The organism is Novosphingobium sp. MMS21-SN21R, assembly GCF_031846015.1.
Taxonomy (GTDB): Bacteria; Pseudomonadota; Alphaproteobacteria; order Sphingomonadales; family Sphingomonadaceae; genus Novosphingobium.
Genome location: NZ_JAVRDU010000003.1, coordinates 56,361 through 76,368, shown reverse-complemented (window position 1 = coordinate 76,368; position 20,008 = coordinate 56,361). Strand labels below are relative to the sequence as shown.

Sequence of the window (20,008 nt, the reverse complement as noted above, 5' to 3'; positions counted from 1 at the left end):
GCCACGCGTTATTGATTGTCGGTGAAGTGTACCGCGAAGATCGTTTCGGCAGCGGCGTGGCGGAGCGGGATCGCCTTTTGATAGGCGTCCGAATTGTACCAGGCCATTGCCGCTTCATTGGTGGGAAACTTCATCACGACGACGCTGGTGCCGGGCGCGTCGCCCTCCAGCACGTCGAGATTTTCGCCCACGATCACTTCGAACGGCAGGCCTTGCAGCGAAACGAAGCCTTGCGCCGAATACTCGCCGTATTTGGCGAGATCGTGCTTGTTCATCATGCTCATCACATAGGAAGCCATTGGTCCAACCCCTCGGTTTATGCGTTCTGGTTCATCGCCATGACGTCGGCGTAGTAGGGCGAATGGTGGACGATACCGCCGTCGGCGCTGAACACTTGCGCGGTGACGAAACTTCCCGCGTCCGACGCGAGGAACAGCACCGGGCCTGCGATGTCCTCGGGCTTGCTCTGGCGCGGCAGCAGCACGTGGCGCTGGATGAAATCGATCTCGCCCGCAGTCATGATCTCGCGCGCGCCCTTGCTCAGGACGAGGCCCGGCAGCACCGCGTTGCAGCGGATGTTGTGACGCCCGAGCTGCGCCGCGACATTGCGCGTCAGCGTGTGCAGCGCGCCCTTCGATGTGGAATAGGCCGGGTGGAACACATCGCCGAGAATGGCCGAGCCGGAGCCGGTATTGATGATCGAACCGCCGCCGCCCGCGATCATGTGCGGCGCGGTGTGCTTGATCATCAGCATCGGCCCGCGCGTGTTGATCGCAAAGGTGCGGTCCCACACCTCTGTGGTCATTTCAGGGATCGACTTGTCCTGCGCCATGAAATCGGGGCGGGTATCGGCGGCGTTGTTGTGCAGGATATCGATGCGACCGTATTTCGCCACGGTCGCGGCGACCAGATCGATGATGCTCTGTTCTTCGGCAAGATCGAGGTAATGCGCCATCGCGCTGCCTCCCGATGCGACGATAGCGGCGGCGACCGCTTCGGCCGCGCCCAGATTGATGTCGGCGACGACCACATGCGCCCCCGCCCCGGCCAGCGCCTTGGCACAGGCCTCACCGATATTGGCGCCCGATCCGGTCACGATCGCCACGCGCTCGTTCAGATTTCCAAACAACATCTGCATCCTCTCAAGTGTTTTTTATCGTTCTGTCGGAAGATCGTCGCGGCGCAGAAGCCGAAGCGCTGCGGCGCAGGCGTTGTGTTTAGGTCGCGGCGGAGTTATCGCCTAAGGCAATAATTCAACGCTTGGTCAGGGTGCGGATTCCTGGCCGGGAGAGGGTGAGAAATGCCAGAGAGCGGCGAATGCCACACTGCTGAGCCGCCCGCGATCCGGGGACGGCGCGCGTCCAATGCCACCACGATTGCCGACATCGTCGACGCCGCAAAGGAAGAGTTCTCCGCCCACGGCTTCGATGGCACGACGGTGGATTCGATCTGTCGCCGCGCCAGAGTGTCCAAGCAGCTTCTGTATTACTACTTCGGCAGCAAGTCGGACCTTTACACGATCATCCTGAAGGAAGCCGCCGAAAAGACTGCCGCCTTCATCGCGTGCACCGAATATGCCGCGCTCGCCCCCGAAGAGGCGCTCAAGCAGTTCATGCACAACATGTTCCGCGAATTCGTCGAGCGCCCGCAGATAGTGCGGATGACGATCGACGAAGCCCAGCACGCCTTTGCCCACGTCGGCAAGACCAGCCCGCTGGCCGCGATGCTCAGGACGCTGATCGACGAGGTGTTGCGGCCCATTGTCGAGCGCGGCTGCGCGGAGGGCATTTTCCGCGCCGATTGCGATGCGGATCAGTTGTTCTGGGTGATTCACAGCCTTGTGACCACGTGGTTCGCGCATTCGCCGATGATCGCGCTGGTCACGCGCACGCGCACTGGCGCAGATCTGGACGCCGCCGCGTGGCGCGCCAGCAGCACCGAATTCGTCCTTGCAGCGGTACGCAGGCGGAGCTGAGGTCAGCGGTCAAGAATGGGCTGAAGATTGGCCGCCGAAATGAACGCCGCCGGGCCGCAGCCGCGCAGCATGAATGCCTGACGCTGCAACCAGCGGTGGAAGTGCTGGACCAGCGCGGCGTCGGCCTCGGGCCCTGCCTGTGCGACCCATTCCGACAGCGCGGCCTGCGCCTGCTCCCAGGTTTCGTGGCGCACGCCAGTCAGCGCGGCAACGTCTGCCAGATCGGCGGCTTGCACTGAGAGGCCGTAGGTATTGAGCCGGCCCATGTAGAAGGCCTGATGCGCGGCGGAATCGCGAGCGTAGTTTTCCGCAAGCGTGCCGTCAGCGAAAGCCTCGATATGCCGCACCAGATGGCGCGACGCTTGCTCGAAGCCGAGCGGCTGCACGCGGGGTTCCGGTGGGTCGACCAGCGTGACGCCCATGTGATCGGCGATGGCGCGGATCATCCAGCGGCTCGTGCCGACGCAATAGTTGAGATAGGCGATGAAGTCCTGTTCGGGCGCGCTGTCGAACATCAGTGGCCACATCAGGAACCCGTTGACCGCACAGAACCCGGCGGTGTGGAATTCAATCAACTGGCGCGAAATACGGTCACCGGTAAGGGCTTCATAGCGCGCCACCAATGCAGTCAGGTCGCCCAGCGGCTCGGACGTATCACGCAGGCGCATGCCCGAAAGCTCCGCCGCCGGATCGCCGAGCGAGGACACCTCGAAATCGATAAGGCCGGTGACCGTGCCGTCATCGCTGAACAGGAACTGCCCACCATCGTAGTTCACGAAAGTGGCGCGGGTGCGGTCCTGCGGAATGTTGCGGTTGAGCCAACCCCACGCAAATTCCATCAGCGGCCACGGACGGCCCGCGATGCGCTCGCGGAAAATTGCGTGCGAGGGCGTGTAGAGATTGAGCGCGATTTCCCTGGGGCTTTGCGGCACCGGCAATTTTGCGGCGGCAAAGGCCTCTACCGGCAAACGGTGTACATCGGCCACGATTCCGATGAACCGCTCGCGCACTTGGGCCTGAACCTCGGGGTTTTCAATCGATCCGCTGTTGATCCGTCCCGGCAGCATTTCCATGACGATGCACAGCGGATCGGGGATCATCCCGCGAACGCGCGGCGCGGGGATCCCGTGGCGCTCGAAAACGTGATGAATTTCGGCTTCCTGAAACATGTCGACCGGCGAGGCATACGTGTCGCCGCGCGGGCCGCGCACATAGAGAGGTGCGCCGCCCGCCACCACGTTCCAGCCCGGCCGCCAACGCGGCTGACGCTCGAACGCGGTGACCGGGCCGATATTGGCGATCAGCCAGTCGTAGACTTTGGCATCGGTGGGGTCGGCGGGAGGCTGTACTGCTTGCGAGACCATTGTTCTCTCCCTCCACCGACCGCGCCGGTTTTCAGTTCAGGCGATATCCGGCTCAGCTGCCGAAGCGATAGCGCAGTTCGACGCCGACAGTGCGCGGGGCACCGAAGAAGCCGCTCTGCACGCCGAGCAGGTTCGATCCGACGTTGCTCGATGCCAGGTATTCCTTGTCGAACACATTGCGCACGAACACGCTGGCATCGAGGTTTGAACCGCCAATGCTGCTGATGTCGAGCCGCGCGTTGACGATGCTGTAGGCGGGCAGCACCGCGTCCGACGACTGGACGCTGCTCGTATGGTAGAAGTCGCCGCTGAACACGGTCTTGCCGATGCTTTCGGGCACCGGCAACGTCCAGCGCACGCCTGCGGTGATCGTCTGCTTGGCAACGAGGTTGAACGGCACCGCCAGCACGCGCAGGTAGGATTGCAGTTCGGCCGGCACGGTCAGCGAGCGTGTCTTGAGATCGAGGAATGTCGCGCCTGCCTCGAATGCGAGAGTCGAGGTAGGTGCGATGCGGGTGGACAGGTCGATGCCTGCGACGCGGGTCGAACCGGCATTGACCAGCAGCGTGCCGCCGCTCGGATCATTGTTCGGGTTGCAATCGCCATCGGGCGATTTCGGCGCGGCGGTGCCGCCCGGCGCTGTCGTGCTGCAGGTCGCTTGCGTGTTCAGGCCCGAAACCGGCACCTGCACATTGCTGTACCAGCCGACGAACGGCGATGCGTTGAAGCGGATGGAGACATCGCCTGCATTCATGTCCGAACGGATGCCGACTTCGATATCGTCAACCTTTTCCGGACGGAACGACTGGAACTTGGCAAGGCGTCCGGCGAGCGTCGGGCTGTTGATCCCGCCTGCGCGGTAGCCGTGGCGGGTGACGGCGTAGAGGAACACCGAGTCCGAGGCCTGATAATCCAGTCCGATTGTCCAGGTCGGTGCCTTGGACGAGGTCTTGTTGATGCTGCTGTTGCGGATGGTCGGGACGGCATTGTTGCAATCGGCGGGCGACAGCACCGGATTGGGCGAAGTGCCGCCGCCGACGCAGGCGGTGATCTCGTCCCACGTGTGGCGGAAGCCGGCGCTGAAACGCAAGCCGTCGGCAATGCCGTCAAGCTTGTAGGTCACGTTCCCGAACAGCGCCTTGCTGGTCTCGGTGAAGAAGCCATAGTTGAATGGCGCGTTGGTGAAGCCGGGCAGGATGAAGATCGGAATATAGGTTCCGGTCGGCCCCTTGGGCTTGCTCTTGAGGTAGAAACCGCCGACCAGCCATTCCAGCTTATCGTCCGCCGCCTTGCCGCGCAGCTGCAGTTCCTCGGTGAACTGCTCGACGTCAGAGGTCTGGCGTCCGCCGACGACCATGACCGGCAGGAACTTGGGGATTGCACCGGTGCCGTCCGAAATAAGCGTGGGCAGCCCGTCGACGCTGGAGAAGTAGTCGACCTTGGTGTGGCGATAGCCGAAGATGTTGACCAGTTGGATCGCATCGGAAAGCGTGGCTTCGGTACGGTTGGTCACGCCAAAGCGCTCGGCGCGTTCGAATGCATCGATGTCCGAATTGATCACGCGGACGCCGCGGGCGCGCTGCGCCGCAAGCTGGGCCTGCGCACCGCTCAGCGTACCGGTTGCAGTCAGGGCGTTGGGACCTGCGAAGACATCGACCAGCACCGAAGCGCCGCCGGTGGAGCGGTTGCGGTAATAGTCGACGATGGTCGTGTTCTTCAGCCCCTCGACCGGCTCGAGCAGCAGCGAGCCACGGATTGCGCGCGAATTGAGATCGTCTGCATCGTTGCCCACGCCGATGTTCTTCGTCCAGCCATCGCGCTTCTGGTACTGGCCCGAGATGCGCAGCGCGACCTTGCCGTCAACCAGCGGCAGATTGAGCGCCGCTTCTGCAATCTTTGAATCGTAGCTGCCGTAGGAGGCCTGGACATAGCCGCCGAGCTCATAGTTGGGTGCGGTCGGGTAATACAGGATCGCGCCGCCGGTGGTGTTGCGGCCGAACAGCGTGCCCTGCGGGCCTTTGAGCACCTGCACCGAGGCGAGATCGTAAGTCGGAATGCTCGACCCGAGCGTGGGCGCGGGCACATCGGCGAAATAGCTGATCACGCCCGGCGCGCTGTTTCCGGCAAGCGCCTTGGACTGGCCACGGATCGAGAAGTTGGAGTTTTCACGCCCGCCGCTGCCCGCCAGGAACACGCCCGGCGTCTTGAACAGCAGATCCTGCGTATCGCGGACCTGTGCCTGACGCAGCGATTCCGTGCCGAATGCAGTCACCGAGACCGGGGTGGACTGGATGTTCTCCGCGGTGCGGCGCGCGGTGACGATGATATCGCCATCGGTCTGGCCCGAAGCCTGATCGGTTTCAGCGGTGGACTGAGGTGCAGACTGCTGGGCAAGCGCAGGCGTGGCCGTGCTGACCAGCAACAAGGCGACGAGGCTCTTCGTGCGGACGTTCGAAATCATCGGTTTTCCTCCCTGGTGAATCGGACGTTTTCGTCCTTTACGGTTCCGATTTCGTCGCTCGGTGTGACGGGGGTGCCGCCAAAAAACCTGCCGCAGGGAAGGGTGGCGAAACTGGCACATGGACTGGCGCCGGAAATTTCGTGCTCTGTGGTTCGCACTTGTGCCGCGACAAACTCCGGACGCCGCCAACCTTTCGGCAGGTAACCTGAAGCTCGAAATCGCGCCTCTGTGCAGGCCAAGCGCCATCAAGGCGACAAGGAGCACGGAACCATGGCGAGGCTGGCAGACAAGGTCTGCATCATTACCGGGAGTGGCAGCGGAATCGGCCGCGCCAGCGCGCAGATGTTCGCCGCTGAAGGTGCAACCGTGATTGTCGCCGACATTCGCGCCGAACCCGCAGAAGCCGTGGCGCAAGCGGTCATCGATGCAGGCGGCAAGGCCCGCGCGATCACCGTGGATGTCAGCAATGAGGCCGATCTTGCCCGGATGATCGACACCACCATCGCCGATTTCGGCCAGATCGACGTCCTGTTCAACAACGCGCTCTACACCAACACCGAACACGCCATGCGCGACATGGATTTCCTCGCGTTCGATCCCGAAATCTTCTTCGCCAACTTGCGCGTCAACGTGCTCGGCGCAGTGATCGCGAGCAAGCTGGCGATCCCGCACATGCTCGAACGCGGACGCGGCTCGATCATCGCCACCTCGTCCGGCAGCTCGATGGGCGGCGACATTACCGCCTACAGCTATGGTTCGTCCAAGGCCGCGCTTAACTGGTTCGTCCAGGCGATTGCCGCGACTTATGGGAAGCGCGGCATCCGCAGCAACGCGATCCTGCCCGGCCCGACGCAGACCCCGGCCAAGATCCAGTGGACCACGCCCGAAATGGACCGCTTGTTCCTCGACGTCCTGAACACGCCCTTCATCGGCGAGCCTGAAGACATCGCGGCGATGGCGCTGTTCCTGGCGTCGGATGAATCGCGCTACGTCAACGGGATGCTCTATCCGGTCGACGGCGGGCAGAGCTGCACCGTGCCGTTCATCAGCGTCACCCGCGCGCTGTCTGCAGGCAACTGAATCTCAAGGAAAACATCATGGGTATCGAACTGGAAAACAAGGTCCGCACGATGCATGACGCCTGGGGCGACGGCAGCGACGAAGTGCGGCCCGATGTCGAGAAAATCCTGTCGTTCTTTGCCGACGATGCCGAATGGCAGCTGTGGGTTCCGGGCGGCCCGGTAATCAAGGGCAAGGACGCGCTGCGCGCCGAAATCCTCAACCAGATGACCTTTGCCACCAACAACAAGTGCAACGAAGTCAACATCGTGTCGAACGACCGCATGGTGATGCAGGAACGCTCGGACACCGCGATCATCATGGGCCGCCCCTGCCCGCACCAGATGGTCGCGATATACGAATTCAACGACGCCGGGCTGATCGTCAAATGGCGCGAGTATCTCGACATGGACGATCTCAACCGCAAGATGGGCGTGACCGGCGAGAAGAACCCGGCGGGTAACCCGGAGGCGCTGGCGCAATGACGTTGGCAGCGGCCATCGCGCCGGGACACTGGGCGTTCGTTACCGGCGGATCGGACGGCCTCGGCCTCGCCTTTGCGACCGAACTGGCGGGCCACGGCATGAACTGCCTGCTGATCGCGCGGCAGGAAGACAAGCTGGCCGCAGCCGCAGCCGCCGTGCGCGCGCTGGGCGTCGAAGCGCGCACGCTGTCGCTCGATCTCGGCGCGGCCGATGCCGTCGCACGGATCGAAGCCGCCACTGCCGACCTGCCGCTGACGCTCGCCGTGTTCAATGCAGGAGCCGAAGCCTCGGGCACGCAATTCGTCGATCTGCCTTATGAAACATGGGCCGCCACGATCCAGCGCAACGTGCTGTTCCTCACGCAGGCGCTTCACCATTTCGGGCAGCGTCTGGTAAAAAGCGGCGGCGGCGGGCTGATCGTGGTTGGCTCCGAGGCGGCTTTTGGAGGCGCGGCGCTTTCGGGCATCTATACCGCAACCAAGGGCTTTGCGCTGAACTTGTGCGAAGCGCTGTGGGCCGAACTCACCCCGCGCGGGGTGGACGTAGTCACCTTGCTCTTCAAGATCGCCGATACCCCGATGCTGCGCCAAACCCTGGCAAAGCGGGGGATCCCGGTCGAAGCCACCGGTGCATCGGACACGGCATCGCTGGCGCGCGGCACGATCGCGGCGCTGGGGTCGGGACCGATCTACAATCCCGACGAAGTCTCGCCCGACGATCCGGTGACGTCCAACGCCGCCCGCCGCGAACGGGTCGTCACCAAGAGCGAGTTGCTCAAGTTTTTCTACGGATGACCCCGGTCATCAGCCGCGCAATCAAACGCCTTTGGAGAGAGCATCGATGAAAATTGGCATCAGCAGGCCGTTCGCCGATCCGGGCGCGCCGATCAACGACGTCGACATGGGCGAAATCGGGCGCATGGCCGAAGCGATCGGCTTTGACTGGCTGACCTCGGGCCATCACACGGTCCGGCCCCTGCGCGAAGAGATCAAAGGCCCGCACACCCACGGCGTGCCGTTCTACCAAGACCCGCTGATCGGCGCCGCGCGCGCCACCGCGATGACCACCCGGCTCGAAGTATCGACCGGCGTGCTGATCATGCCGATGAAGCACCCGGTCGATGTCGCCAAACAGGTGGCGTGCATCGACGCCTACAGCAACGGCCGCTTCATGCTGGGCCTCGGCACCGGCGGCGCAAGCCGGATCGAGATCGAGGCGAGCGGCGGCAGTTTCGAGCGGCGCTGGGCCTATACCATGGAAAGCATCGCGGTGATGAAGGGCCTGTGGACGCAGGACGCCTTTGCCTTTGACGGCGAGTTTTTCCAGTTCCCCGAAGTGCAGATGTATCCACGCCCGGCGCGCAAGCCGCACACCCCGATCCTGCTGGGCGGTTACAGCGATGCCGTGCTCGAACGGGTGGGCAAGCACTGTCAGGGCTGGGTCCCCGCTTATGCCGGCACAAAGCTGCTGTCGCTGACCGAAACCGACTTAACCGGGCCGGACCATGTCCGTCAGGGCCGCGCCAAGATCATGGCGCACGCACAGGCCGCCGGGCGCGACATCGCGCACTTCGAGATCGGCGTGATCCTCGCGCCCGGTGACGACGCGCTCGACTTGCGCAATGTCTATGAAGACGCAGGCGCAGACCGCCTCGCCTTCAGCCTGCCCCACATCGCCAGCGTTGAAGACGCGCGCATCGCCCTCGAAAAGATCGCGGCAAACGTCCTTTAACGGCGCCCCGCTGCCACGGAGAACATGATGAGAGCCGTCCAGATCACCGCCTATGGCGGCCCCGAAGTTGTTGTGATCAACGATGTGCCAAGGCCGGAGCTTGCCGCAGGGCAGTTGCGCGTTTCGGTGGCTGCGACGGGCGTCAATCCGGTCGACTGGAAGATCCGTGAGGGGCACATGGAATTTCTTCAGGCGCCGTTCCCGTTTACACTCGGCAACGAATTTGCCGGGACCGTTACTGAACTGGCCACCGGCGTCACCGGTTTTTCGCTGGGCGATGTGGTCTATGGCTCGGTCGGCCCGATTGGCGTTTTTGCTGATGAACTGGCGGTGGACGCAAATGCCGTGGCCAAGGCGCCCGCCAGCCTGTCGCTGATCGAATCCGCCGCACTGCCTGTTGCCATCGTTACCGCGCAGGCCGCGTTCGATGCCGAACCGATCGGGCCGGGAACGCGGCTGCTGGTCCATGCCGCAGCGGGCGGGGTCGGCAGCATTGTCGTGCAACTGGCCAAGGCGATGGGGGCTGAAGTCACCGCGCTGACCTCGCCTGCCACTATGGACTTCGTGCGCGGATTGGGCGCTGACCACGTGATCGACCGCACCACGGCTTATGAACAGGCCATCGGCGATTTCGACGTGGTGCTCGATGCGTTCGGACCGGCTGCACAGGCGCGTTCGTGGGGCCTGCTCAAGTCCGGCGGCATCCTGATTTCGCTGGTCGCCCCGCCCGATCAGGACGAGGCCGCCCGCCACGGCGTCCGCGCCACTATGACTTTCGGCACGCCCAACGGCGCTGCATTGGCCCATGCCGCAGCCCTTGCCGATGCGGGCAAGCTGAAGCCCACAATCCAGCGGACCTATCCGGTGGAACAAGCGGTTTCCGCAATGGCCGACGTCGAAGGCGGCAACGTGCGCGGCAAAATCGTGCTGACGTATTGACCGATGTCGGATCAATCCCAAACCCTCGATCTGGTCGGCGGCTGCAATTTCCGTGACCTTGGCGGCTATCCTGTTGCTGGTGGCGGCACAGTTCGGCGCGGGCTGGTCTACCGATCGGGCGTGCTGACTTATCTGACCGATGGCGACCATGCGGCCATCGCCCCGCTCGGTATCCGCACGATTGTCGACTTGCGCCGCGATGACGAGATTGCATCCGAACCCACCCACTGGGCTGGGCCAGTGCAGAAGCTGTCGTGGCAGCTTGATGAATCCATCGCCTCGTCACAACGCGGGGCGGCGTGGGAACAGGTGGCGACCGGCCCGGAACTGCGCGCTTGGCTGATCGGGTCCTATCCCACCATGCAGGACTGGCTGGTGCGACCGTTGCGCGGGTTGTTCGGTGCCTTGCTGGATGACCAGACACCGCTCGTATTCCACTGCGCGGCGGGCAAGGACCGCACCGGGTTTTGCGCCGCGATCATTCTGGGCCTTGCAGGCGTGGACGAAGACACCATCCTTGCCGACTTTGCGCTGACCGACACGGCGGTCGATCTCTATGCGTTCACGCGCGTGCACCGCGCCGCCCGCATGGGCCTGACCGATGGCGAACATCCGTTCGAGAAGATGGCACCCGATGTGCGCGATGCGCTGATGCGCGCCGATCCCGCTTATCTGAAAGCCGCGCTCGACAGCGTGGCCGAGCGGCATGGCTCGATTGCCGGATACGCGCAGGCAGCGCTGGGCCTCGATGAAGCCCAGATCGCCGCCATTCGCGAGCGCTTGGTGGAAGGTTAGTCAGCCTCAGCCAACCCCCACACCCGTTCATCCTGAGCCTGTCGAAGGATGCGCGCACAGCGCCTGACCAACACCCTTCGACAGGCTCAGGGTGAGCGGGGAATATGGGGGCTTGCGGGAAGGCCCCCACCAGCCCCCAACCAATTCAGCGTCCGACCGGGTAGGTGATCGTCTTTTCCTGTTGGAATTCACGCATCCAGTCCGGGCCATATTCGCGCCCGATGCCCGACCGCTTGTAGCCGCCGAACGGGGCATAAGCCATCTTGCCGATGCCACCGTTGATTGCGACATTGCCAGTGCGAAGTTGCAGCGACATTTCATAGGCCTTGGCGGAATCGGCGGTCATGATCGCGCCGTTGAGGCCATAGCGCGATTCATTGGCGATGCGGACCGCCTCATCATCGGTATCGTATCCGATCACGCAGCCGACCGGGCCGAACACTTCTTCCTGCGCCAGCGTCGACTTGTTGTCGACGTTGTCGAACAGCGTGATGTCCACGAAGAAGCCTTTGGACAGGCCTGCCGGACGGGTGCCGCCCGCGACAAGTGTCGAACCTTCGTCGCGGCCCGACTGGATCAGCCTTTCAACCTTCGCGCGCTGGGATTCGCGGATCAGCGGACCCATCAGCACCGATGGATCGGACGGGTCGCCCACCTTCCAGTGCGCCGCAACCGCCTTGGCCGTTGCGACAAAGCGCGCCCGAACCGAATTGTGAACGAGGAAGCGGGTGGTGATGGCGCAGCCCTGCCCGGCATTCACCGACAGCACCATGATCGCCATCGTGGCCGCCGCCTCGACATCGGCGTCTTCGCGTACGATCATCGCCGACTTGCCGCCCAGTTCCAGATGGACGCGCTTCAGCGTCGGCGCGGCCTGCCCCATGATCGCGGCGCCGACCGCTTCGGAGCCGGTAAACGTCACCATGTCCACGCGCGGATCGGTGGTCAGCTTCGAGCCAACGTCCGGCCCGCCGGTAATCACATTGAGCACGCCGCGCGGCAGGCCGATCTCGTCCGCGATCTGGCCGAGCATCAGCGCCGAATAGGGCGTGAACGGCGATGGCTTGAGGATCAGGCTGTTGCCCGCGAGCAGGGCCGGCGTCACCTTGGCAAGGTTGAGCAGGAACGGAAAATTGTAGCCCGTGATCCCGCTGACCACGCCGACAGGTTCGCGCACCACGGTGCCGCCGCCCAGAATGCGCGGGCCGGTGGGGTTGATCATGTTGGCGTTGGACGCCACGGGGATCTGGCGCGGCTCTTCGCGCAGTGAATAGTCGATCGCCGATTGCAGGTGCTCGAGCGGCGCATCGACCTGCACATTGTTGGTCACGGCCTGCGCGCAGCCCACTTCCTTGATGATCAGGTCCACCAATTGCCCGCGCTTGGCGAGCAAGGCATCATGGAACTTCTGCATCATCTGGGTGCGTTCGGCCTGCGCCATGCGTGGCCATGGCCCGTTTTCGAACGCATCGTGGGACGAGGCAATCGCCGCTTCCGCCGCCGCCGCATCGCCCACAGGCGCTTCGCCGATCACGTCTTCGGTGGCGGGATTGAGCACGGCTTCGGTGCCCGCACCTGCGTGCCATTCGCCATCGATGTAGAGGTGGTCGATATCGGTAAAGGGAATGGTCATGGGGGGCCTCAAGCGGTCTGGAGGATGATTTCGGCCGCGCGCAGGCCTACGGCCATGGCGGGGGCGTTGGTATTGCCCGATACAAGCGTCGGGAAGATCGAGGTGTCGCAGACGCGAAGGCCCGACACGCCGCGCACGCGCAGCTGCGGATCACACACCGACTGATCATCCGCGCCCATCCGGCAGGTGCCTGCGATGTGGAACGCCGTGCCGCCAAGCGCGACCGCGTTCTGCAGGATGTCGTCATCGGTCTTGACCATATCGCCGGGGAACTGTTCCTCGACGATCCAGTCCTTCAGCGCAGGCTGCCGGCCCAGCGCGCGCAGCCAGTTGAACAGCGATACGGCAGTGGTCCTGTCGATCTCGGCGGAAAAGTGATTGGCGTCGATCAGTGGCTGCGCGTCGGGATCGGCCGACTGGATGCGCACTTCGCCTTGGCTTTCGGGCCGGGTGAAATAGCCCAGGATCGTGAGCCCGTGATGCTTGTCGGGCACCACGCCCTTGTCGGTCTGGGTCAGCGAATAGAGGCTGACGCCGATCTGCGCGTCGGCATGGTCAAGGTCCGGGCGGGTCTTGACGAAACCGCCGACTTCGTGGGCGCCATGCGTCAGCGCGCCCTTGGCGAACAGGCCATATTGCAGCACCGATTTGAGCAGGCCCAGCCCCTGATAATTCAGGTTCATGCTGTCACCCTTCACGCGGTACACCGTCTGGACGTAGCGGTGTTCGCGCAAGTTGCGGCCCACATCGGGGGAATCGACGATCACCGGCACCCCGGCGGCGCGCAGCACCGCCTCCGGCCCGATGCCCGACAGTTGCAGCAGCTTGGGTGAATGCACCGCGCCCGCCGAAAGGATCACCTCGCGTGCGGCCACAAAGCGCGTGCCGCGCTTGTTGCGCAATGTCACACCGGTCACGCGAAGATCTTCAATCTCTACCTTGAGCACGTCGGTTTCGACCATCACATCAAGGTTGGGCCGTTCCCGCGCTTCTTTCAGGAAACCCTTGGCCGAACTGACCCGCTTGCCCTTGTCGATGTTGCGTGTCTGGTAGCCCAGCCCGCCTTCGCGCACGACATCGACGTCGTTGACATCGGCCACACGCTCGACGCCCATCTCTTGCGCGGCGGCGAGAACCGCTTCGCACAACCCGTTGCGCGAAGGATGGACGCTGACGTGGATCGGCCCGCCGACCCCGCGCCATTCGGCTTCGCCCAGTTCGTGGTCTTCGAGTTCGACGAAGCAGCGCCCGATCTCGTCCCAGCCCCAGCCGGTGCAACCCGCTTCCGCCCAGCCATCGTAATCCATCGGCGCGCCGCGAATATAGACCATGCCGTTGACCGCGCTGGAGCCGCCGACGGCGCGGCCCTTCAGCCACATTTCTGTCGGCTTGTTGCCGCCCGGCGATACGTCATACGACCAGACGTGCGGATTGCGCGGATCGAGCAACTTGCCGATGCCGCGCGGCATCGCGATCAGCGGGCTGGTATCGTCCGGGCCGCTTTCGACCAGCAGCACCCGCGTTTCAGGATTGGCGGACAGCCGGTTGGCCAGCACGCAACCCGAAGAGCCCGCGCCAACGATGATATAGTCATAAGTGTCCGCTGCAGCGTTCGTCATCTGGAACCATCCTCTCGGGGCGCATTGCCTGACCGCGCCTGCCTGGGGCTCGCCCTCACCGGGACGATTCGCCTAAACCATAAAGATGCATTGCCAAGCTATAAGTGGAACTGCAAGTCCCATTTATAGCTTTCGGCCTCAATCGGTTTGGGGCACGAGCGCGCTGCGCTCACCCACCGCATGGCAGGGACCGCCAATGCCGAGCATGATCAGCACAAAGCCGCGCTCGAACACGACATCGCTAGTCTCGAAATCACTGCCTTGTGCGCTGCCGATCATGTTGCAGGCGATGAGGATGTCCTCGGTCGTCACATCGGCGCGCAGCAGCCCGGCGGTTTTTGCGCGGGCGATGGGACCGGTGAACAGTAGCGCCGTTTCGCGCGATGCCTGCAGCATCATCGCCTTGCCTGCCGGGCTTGCCAGCAAGGCATCGTCCATCGCGCGGTAGATGAAGGTGAGCTTGGCGACCGTGCGCATCAAGCTGAACAAGGCATCGGTCCGCTCGCCCAGCCGTGCGCATTCTTCGGCAATCGCCTCCTGCTCCACCGCCTGGACGGCGCGGATCAGGTCGAGCCGGTCGGCGAAGTTGCGGAACAGCGTGCTCCGCCCGACCTCGGCCTTGGCCGCAATGTCTTCGAGCGAAATGTCGGCGGCGCCTGCGCGGAAGCATTCGCGGGCCACGGCAATCAAGCGATCCCGATTGCGTGCGGCGTCCTTACGCATTGCGCCTTCTACCCCGTTACCTCGCCCGACCGGCCAGACGTGCCGTATCGGGCTGCCGGGATAATGGCAATCGGGGGCGCCAGGCCCTGACCCGAGCGCCCCCTATCCGTTTCAGTCCCACTGCAGTTCGAGTTCGGGCACATGCATGATGTTGCCCACGAAGTACTGCACCTTGAAGCCGTCCTTGATACGCCATTCGGGCAGCGTGGTCAGGAATTCCTCAAGCGCGATCTGCAGCTCCATGCGTGCCAGGTGCATGCCGAGGCACTTGTGGATGCCGCCGCCCAGCGAGATATGCGGGGCCTTGCGATCAAACTTCACCAGTTCCGGCTGGTCGTAGTATGTCGGATCGTAGCCCGTGACCGGCGTTGCCACCGAGACATATTCGCCCGGCATGATCTTCTGGCCGCGAATTTCGATTTCCTTGGCGGCGATGCGGAACGCGGTCACCGGCGCATAGGCGCGCAGGAATTCTTCGACCGCTGTCACGATCAGGCCCGGCTTTTCGCGCAGCTCGCGCTGGCGCTCGGGGTAACGGCCAAGGAAGCAGAAAATGTTGCCGAGCAGCGACGTCACTGTGTCCAGCCCGCCGATATACAGGTTGAAGCAGTGGCCGAACACCTCGGTGACGTTCCACTTGCGGCCATCGACTTCATTGTCGAAGATCTGGCTGATATAGTCGTCGCCGGGGTTCTTCTGGCGTTCCTCGATCACCCCCATCAGATAGGCCTTCACCTTTCTGACGGCATCACCGCGCACCTGCCAGTCATTGGTGTGGAGCATGTCCTTTTCCCATTCGAGAAATTCGGCCATGCGGTCCTGCGGCAGATCGAGCAGATCGAGCACGATGTTGATCGGATACTTTTCCGAGAACTCGTCGACGAAATCGCAGGAACCCTTGTCCTTGAACTTGTCGATCAGCACCCGCGCGCGTTCACGCACCCCGTCACGCAGCGCTGCCATCTTCTGCGGCGCGAACTTGGGGTTGAGCGCGGCGCGATAGGCCGTATGGATCGGCGGATCGGCCTCGGTCGGGATCACGATCCAGTCCTCGCCGATGTTCTGCGCCCACTTGCCCATCCCGTTCTTGGTGAAATTGTCGGGATCGCGCAGCATGGTCATCGTGTCTTCATAGCTGGTCAGAAGCCAGCCGGGCTGATCGCCGGGGAAGATGTTGGTGACATAGGAAATCGGCGGCAGGGTTGCCTGCAATTGCGGGATCAGCGTTTCTTGCGGACATTCGTCCACACGCTTGCGCGCATACAGGGGCAGGGTCACGACCAGTTCCTCGGGAACATGGGCGGGCCGCGTTGCGGCGGGGGCAGTGGCCACGGCAGGTCTCCTCATTTTTGCCGCCGATTCTGCAAACCGGCTGGTCACGCACATAACAGCGCCACTGCAAGAAATAGCGCCAGCGCAAACTCTGTCGCCAGCCAGCCAATCTTTAGGGCGTGACGAACCTAGACAAGGATAGGTTTGCAGACCGGGCCGGGCGCGCACCACTGCTCGCGGATACCGGGAGAACAACAGTGCCGTGGGATGAGGTTTTCGATGTCGTGTGTGTGGGCTCGGGGCTGGGCGGCATGTCCGCCGCGCTGACCGCAGCGCAGCGCGGCGCGAGCGCGCTGGTGGCGGAGAAATTCCACCTGCTCGGCGGCGTTTCGGCGCTCTCGTCCGGGCAGCTCTGGCTCGGGCCGAACCACTTGCAGGAACCCGACGGGATGGAGGATAGCGACGCCGCTGCCGACGCCTACCTCACCCATCTCTCGCAAGGCTACGCCACGCCCGACCGGCGCAAGGTTTTCATCGAGCGCGGGCGCGAGGCACTGCGCTTCATGACCGACACTATCGGCATCGAACTGACCGTGGTGAAGGGCCTGCCCGATTACTATTACCCCTCGGTCACCGGATCGAAGGCGCAGGGCCGCTATGTCGAAGTGCTGCCGTTCAAGGCCGAACGGCTGGGCGATCTGGCCGATACGGTGCTGACCTCGCCCTACGGCGATGGCTACAGCTACACCACATCGAACGAATGGATCGAAATGCAGGACGGCGGCGAACACGTCGGCGCCTGCCTTGAACGCCATGTGGCGGCGGGCGAACGCTGCGCGGGCGCTGGCCTTGCCGCCGCGCAAGTGCTGGCCGCGCGCGAACTGGGCGTCGATATGCGCACCTCGACCGAAGTGATCGACCTTGTCGTCGAGGACGGCGAGGTCACCGGCGTAGTGCTGCGCGGGGAGCAAGGCACCAAGCGCGTTCGCACCCGGCTCGGCGTGGTGCTGGCCACCGGCGGCTATGACTGGAAGCCGTCATTCGTCAGCGCCTTCGATGCCCTGCCGCAAGCGGGCAGCATGGCGCCGCCCACCGTTACCGGCGATCATATCGTCATGGCGGCAAAGGCCGGGGCCATTGCGATCCCGGCGCGCGCACCTGCGCAAAGCCCGATCTTCATCGGCTACAAGGTGCCTGCCGAGACGATCTACGGCCAACCGTCCTATCGCATGTGGCTGCCGGGCGCGCCGCACAGCATTGCGGTAAACCGCTATGGCCGCCGCTTTGCCAACGATGCGTTCTATCCCGATGTCGCCACCAAGGTCGCCCGGTTCGATGGTCAGGAGCAGGGCCAGCCCAACTGGCCCGCGTGGATCGTGTTCGATCAGAACATGGTCGATAAATACGGGTTGATGCCAACCTGGCCCGGCCAAGCGCTATCCGAAGGTATGGCAACCAGTGCGGATACATTGAGCGAACTTGCGAACCTCATCGGCATGAATGCCATGGGCCTGGAACAGACCGTCCGCCGCTTCAACGGCTTCTGCGTCACCGGCATGGACGAGGATTTCTCGCGCGGGAGCGTGCCATGGGGCCGGATCATGACCGGCGATCCACGCCTGCTCAATCCCAACCTCGGCCCCATCGAAAAGGGTCCGTTCTACGCCGTGAAGCTGGAGCGGGTGACGATGGGCGTGCCCACCGCCGGGCTGCCGATCGACACCGACGGGCGCGTGCTGGGTGCCAGCGACGCTCCGATCCCCGGCCTTTACGCAGCAGGCAATTCCGCCGCCTGGCTCGACATAGGCGGCGGCTACAACAGCGGCATCGCGAACACGCGGGGGCTGCTTTACGGCTATCTCTCGGCGCTGCACATGACCGGCCAGCACGCCACACCACACCCCACGCTCGAGGAGGCCTGAGCCATGACCATCACGATCTACCAGCTTGAACGCTCGCGCTCCGAACGCGCCGTGTGGCTGATGGAAGAACTCGGCGCGCCTTATGCCATCGAGTTTTTCGAGCGCTTGCCCACGTGGCAGGCCGAACCTGCCTTCAAGGCGCTGCATCCGCTGGGGTCGTCCCCGGTGCTCGGCATTGGCGATGAAAAAATCGCCGAAAGCGGTGCGGTGATCGAATACCTCGCCACCACGCAAGGCGGCGGCAAACTGGCGCTGGAGCCGGATTCCCCCGACTATGCACAATACCTCTACTGGTTCCATTTCGCGGAATCGACGCTGATGCCCGCGCTGGTGGGCGAGATCATGGCCCAGTTCGGCGGGGTCGAGGCGGACCATCCGTTCCGTGTCAGCGCCCGCGCCCGTATCGCGCAATTGCTGACCTTCACCGATGCGCGGCTTGCCGCCGTGCCGTTCATAGCGGGCGACCAGTTCACTGCCGCCGACGTGATGATGACATTCCCCTTCACCATGACGCGCCAGTTCGTGCCAGTCGATGTCGAAGGCCACCCGCATATCGCCGCCTATGTCGAACGCATGGAAGCCCGCCCCGGTTATCAGCGCTGCCGCGCCATCGTGGACCGTGAGAGCAGGGCATGACACCGGAAGAATCCCCCCAAAGCACCGCCGCCGCGCAAGACGACGCGAAGATCCGCGCATGGCTGGCCGAGAACATCGGCGGCACGATCACCGCGTTCGAGCGCCTGCCGCGCTGGCGGCCATCGTGGCAGGTGACGGTCGAGCGCGGCAGCGAAACGCTCGAACTCCACGTGCGCGGCGACCGCGCCAGCGGCCTTGGCATCTGCCCGCTGCGCCGCGAATACGAGGTGCTGAGCCTGTTTGAGCGCAGCGGCATCCCGGTGCCGCACATCCATGGCTGGATCGCCGATCCCGAAGCCATCGTGATGGCGCACATGGCCGACACCCCTTTCCTGGGCGACCTTGACGGCGATCCGGCGGTGCAGCGCATGGTCGAGGAATACGCGGGCTACCTTGCCGCCGTCCACGCGCTCGATACCGCACCTTTCATCGCAGCGGGTCTGACCGAGGGGGCAACTCCCGAGGCCGTCGCGCTCGACTATCTGCTCCTGTCCGAAAGCCATTACGAGGCCGAAGACCAGCCCGACGCGCTGCTGCGTTTCGTCACCGGCTGGCTGCGCCGCAACCTGCCACTGCACCGCAACCACAATGTCGTGCTGATCGGGGATGCCCCGCAGTTCTTCCATAATGGCACCCGCGTCACCGCGTTCTACGATCTGGAACTGGCCAAGCTGGGCGATCCGATTGCCGATCTCGCCTCGATCCGGGTGCGCGACATCAACGAGCCGATCCGCGATGTGGCGGCGGTTCTGGCGCGTTATGTGCAGGACAGCGGCAACCAAATCGACTGGCCGGTGCTGACCTATTATACCGTGCTGCTGTTCATCGCCGTGCCGATGATGACCAAGGCCACCTTCCGCAAGGTCACCCCCCACCCCGCCTATGTCGAGTACCTGTCATGGGGCATGGGCGCCAGCCGCGCTGCGCTCGAAGCTCTTGCCGAGGGCAAAGGCTACGCGCTCGATCCGGCGGAGCCGGTCCCCAGCGTGGCCCCGCGCGATGCCTATGCATGGCGCGATCTGGCGGTGCAGTGCGGCACATTGCCGACCGAGGGCTTCTTCCGCCAGCACCCCGCGCAATCGCTGGCGTTCTATCTCCAGCGCCTTGCCGAAAGCGGCGATGCCATCGAACGGGCCGAACTGGACGACGCGCGCGATCTCCTCGGAATTGCCGATGCTCAGGCGGCAACCCTCGAAGCGCAGCTCGACGCCTTTGTCGAAAATGCCAGCCCGGACCATGACCGGGCGCTGGTACGCTATTTCCACCGCCGCCAAATGCGCCGGTTGCAATTGCTGCGCGATTACCCCGGCCCCATCGTGACGCGCGGCCTTGCCCCGCTGGATCACGTATTCCCCGGTGCCTACCCGCGCCCGACTGCCGGATAAGGATGCGCC

The 20,008-nt window shown here is 64.0% G+C and carries 18 protein-coding genes; 10 read left to right on the top strand and 8 right to left on the bottom strand.

Features of this window, described 5'->3' with window-relative positions; genetic code table 11:
• Positions 1-8 precede the first annotated feature (8 nt).
• Both RM192_RS16565 and RM192_RS16560 read right to left on the bottom strand, forming a co-directional pair.
• Positions 9-299, bottom strand: coding sequence for a DUF1330 domain-containing protein (locus RM192_RS16565; RefSeq protein WP_311508736.1), 291 nt, complete (start codon positions 297-299; stop codon positions 9-11).
• A 17-nt stretch (positions 300-316) separates the two neighbouring features.
• Complete coding sequence (locus tag RM192_RS16560; RefSeq protein WP_311508735.1) at positions 317-1,132, bottom strand: SDR family oxidoreductase; 816 nt, start codon at positions 1,130-1,132, stop codon at positions 317-319.
• A gap of 168 nt (positions 1,133-1,300) precedes the next feature.
• Here RM192_RS16560 and RM192_RS16555 point away from each other — a divergent pair, with 168 nt between their 5' ends.
• The gene (locus tag RM192_RS16555) at positions 1,301-1,975 is read left to right on the top strand and encodes a TetR/AcrR family transcriptional regulator (RefSeq protein ID WP_311508734.1); all 675 of its coding nucleotides are present in this window, start codon (positions 1,301-1,303) and stop codon (positions 1,973-1,975) included.
• A gap of 2 nt (positions 1,976-1,977) precedes the next feature.
• Here RM192_RS16555 and RM192_RS16550 read toward each other — a convergent pair whose 3' ends face one another.
• Both RM192_RS16550 and RM192_RS16545 read right to left on the bottom strand, forming a co-directional pair.
• Positions 1,978-3,339, bottom strand: a complete 1,362-nt coding sequence (locus RM192_RS16550; protein WP_311508733.1) for a phosphotransferase — start codon at positions 3,337-3,339, stop codon at positions 1,978-1,980.
• Between the two features lie 52 nt (positions 3,340-3,391).
• Positions 3,392-5,800: a TonB-dependent receptor plug domain-containing protein gene (locus RM192_RS16545; RefSeq protein WP_311508732.1), complete on the bottom strand. Its 2,409-nt coding sequence runs from the start codon at positions 5,798-5,800 to the stop codon at positions 3,392-3,394.
• A gap of 270 nt (positions 5,801-6,070) precedes the next feature.
• Between RM192_RS16545 and RM192_RS16540 the strand changes: the two genes are divergently transcribed.
• The 6 genes from RM192_RS16540 to RM192_RS16515 are packed head-to-tail and all read left to right on the top strand — an operon-like array spanning position 6,071 to position 10,809.
• Entirely contained in the window at positions 6,071-6,880 is an 810-nt protein-coding gene (locus RM192_RS16540) for an SDR family oxidoreductase (protein ID WP_311508731.1), read from the top strand.
• A gap of 17 nt (positions 6,881-6,897) precedes the next feature.
• The gene (locus RM192_RS16535) at positions 6,898-7,344 is read left to right on the top strand and encodes a nuclear transport factor 2 family protein (RefSeq protein ID WP_311508730.1); all 447 of its coding nucleotides are present in this window, start codon (positions 6,898-6,900) and stop codon (positions 7,342-7,344) included.
• On the top strand, positions 7,341-8,138 hold the full coding sequence (locus tag RM192_RS16530) for an SDR family NAD(P)-dependent oxidoreductase (RefSeq protein WP_311508729.1): 798 nt from the start codon (positions 7,341-7,343) through the stop codon (positions 8,136-8,138). The genes RM192_RS16535 and RM192_RS16530 overlap by 4 nt, the downstream gene beginning before the upstream one ends.
• 46 nt (positions 8,139-8,184) lie before the next feature.
• Positions 8,185-9,075, top strand: coding sequence for a TIGR03619 family F420-dependent LLM class oxidoreductase (locus RM192_RS16525; protein ID WP_311508728.1), 891 nt, complete (start codon positions 8,185-8,187; stop codon positions 9,073-9,075).
• A gap of 27 nt (positions 9,076-9,102) precedes the next feature.
• The gene (locus RM192_RS16520; RefSeq protein ID WP_311508727.1) at positions 9,103-10,014 is read left to right on the top strand and encodes an NADP-dependent oxidoreductase; all 912 of its coding nucleotides are present in this window, start codon (positions 9,103-9,105) and stop codon (positions 10,012-10,014) included.
• 3 nt (positions 10,015-10,017) lie between these two features.
• The gene (locus tag RM192_RS16515) at positions 10,018-10,809 is read left to right on the top strand and encodes a tyrosine-protein phosphatase (RefSeq protein ID WP_311508726.1); all 792 of its coding nucleotides are present in this window, start codon (positions 10,018-10,020) and stop codon (positions 10,807-10,809) included.
• Positions 10,810-10,954: 145 nt separating this feature from the next.
• Here the strand turns inward: RM192_RS16515 and RM192_RS16510 are convergent, their stop codons facing one another.
• From RM192_RS16510 to RM192_RS16495, 4 genes are all read right to left on the bottom strand, one after another.
• A complete protein-coding gene (locus RM192_RS16510) occupies positions 10,955-12,442 on the bottom strand; it encodes an aldehyde dehydrogenase family protein (RefSeq protein ID WP_311508725.1) in 1,488 nt (495 codons plus the stop codon).
• 8 nt (positions 12,443-12,450) lie between these two features.
• Positions 12,451-14,061, bottom strand: coding sequence for a GMC family oxidoreductase N-terminal domain-containing protein (locus RM192_RS16505; protein WP_311508724.1), 1,611 nt, complete (start codon positions 14,059-14,061; stop codon positions 12,451-12,453).
• A gap of 138 nt (positions 14,062-14,199) precedes the next feature.
• Positions 14,200-14,784 carry a TetR family transcriptional regulator gene (locus RM192_RS16500; RefSeq protein WP_311508723.1) on the bottom strand — a complete coding sequence of 195 codons (585 nt, stop codon included), beginning with the start codon at positions 14,782-14,784 and terminating at the stop codon, positions 14,200-14,202.
• Between the two features lie 111 nt (positions 14,785-14,895).
• Positions 14,896-16,116: a cytochrome P450 gene (locus tag RM192_RS16495; RefSeq protein WP_311508722.1), complete on the bottom strand. Its 1,221-nt coding sequence runs from the start codon at positions 16,114-16,116 to the stop codon at positions 14,896-14,898.
• Positions 16,117-16,313: 197 nt separating this feature from the next.
• Between RM192_RS16495 and RM192_RS16490 the strand changes: the two genes are divergently transcribed.
• From RM192_RS16490 to RM192_RS16480, 3 genes are read left to right on the top strand one after another with little or no spacing between them, the layout of a single operon-like run.
• Positions 16,314-17,978, top strand: coding sequence for an FAD-dependent oxidoreductase (locus tag RM192_RS16490; RefSeq protein ID WP_311508721.1), 1,665 nt, complete (start codon positions 16,314-16,316; stop codon positions 17,976-17,978).
• A 3-nt stretch (positions 17,979-17,981) separates the two neighbouring features.
• On the top strand, positions 17,982-18,614 hold the full coding sequence (locus RM192_RS16485) for a glutathione S-transferase (RefSeq protein ID WP_311508720.1): 633 nt from the start codon (positions 17,982-17,984) through the stop codon (positions 18,612-18,614).
• Complete coding sequence (locus RM192_RS16480) at positions 18,611-19,999, top strand: phosphotransferase (RefSeq protein WP_311508719.1); 1,389 nt, start codon at positions 18,611-18,613, stop codon at positions 19,997-19,999. Before RM192_RS16485 ends, RM192_RS16480 begins: the two co-directional genes overlap by 4 nt.
• Positions 20,000-20,008 lie beyond the last annotated feature (9 nt).

Bases quoted from the DNA above. Each gene is read 5' to 3' on its own strand.
- RM192_RS16515 (WP_311508726.1), top strand. From the start codon at position 10,018: ATGTCGGATCAATCCCAAACCCTCGATCTGGTCGGCGGCTGCAATTTC.
- RM192_RS16505 (WP_311508724.1), bottom strand. From the start codon at position 14,061: ATGACGAACGCTGCAGCGGACACTTATGACTATATCATCGTTGGCGCG.
- RM192_RS16560 (WP_311508735.1), bottom strand. From the start codon at position 1,132: ATGTTGTTTGGAAATCTGAACGAGCGCGTGGCGATCGTGACCGGATCG.
- RM192_RS16550 (WP_311508733.1), bottom strand. From the start codon at position 3,339: ATGGTCTCGCAAGCAGTACAGCCTCCCGCCGACCCCACCGATGCCAAA.
- RM192_RS16485 (WP_311508720.1), top strand. From the start codon at position 17,982: ATGACCATCACGATCTACCAGCTTGAACGCTCGCGCTCCGAACGCGCC.
- RM192_RS16545 (WP_311508732.1), bottom strand. From the start codon at position 5,800: ATGATTTCGAACGTCCGCACGAAGAGCCTCGTCGCCTTGTTGCTGGTC.
- RM192_RS16530 (WP_311508729.1), top strand. From the start codon at position 7,341: ATGACGTTGGCAGCGGCCATCGCGCCGGGACACTGGGCGTTCGTTACC.
- RM192_RS16535 (WP_311508730.1), top strand. From the start codon at position 6,898: ATGGGTATCGAACTGGAAAACAAGGTCCGCACGATGCATGACGCCTGG.
- RM192_RS16540 (WP_311508731.1), top strand. From the start codon at position 6,071: ATGGCGAGGCTGGCAGACAAGGTCTGCATCATTACCGGGAGTGGCAGC.
- RM192_RS16520 (WP_311508727.1), top strand. From the start codon at position 9,103: ATGAGAGCCGTCCAGATCACCGCCTATGGCGGCCCCGAAGTTGTTGTG.
- RM192_RS16525 (WP_311508728.1), top strand. From the start codon at position 8,185: ATGAAAATTGGCATCAGCAGGCCGTTCGCCGATCCGGGCGCGCCGATC.
- RM192_RS16500 (WP_311508723.1), bottom strand. From the start codon at position 14,784: ATGCGTAAGGACGCCGCACGCAATCGGGATCGCTTGATTGCCGTGGCC.
- RM192_RS16555 (WP_311508734.1), top strand. From the start codon at position 1,301: ATGCCAGAGAGCGGCGAATGCCACACTGCTGAGCCGCCCGCGATCCGG.
- RM192_RS16565 (WP_311508736.1), bottom strand. From the start codon at position 299: ATGGCTTCCTATGTGATGAGCATGATGAACAAGCACGATCTCGCCAAA.
- RM192_RS16510 (WP_311508725.1), bottom strand. From the start codon at position 12,442: ATGACCATTCCCTTTACCGATATCGACCACCTCTACATCGATGGCGAA.
- RM192_RS16480 (WP_311508719.1), top strand. From the start codon at position 18,611: ATGACACCGGAAGAATCCCCCCAAAGCACCGCCGCCGCGCAAGACGAC.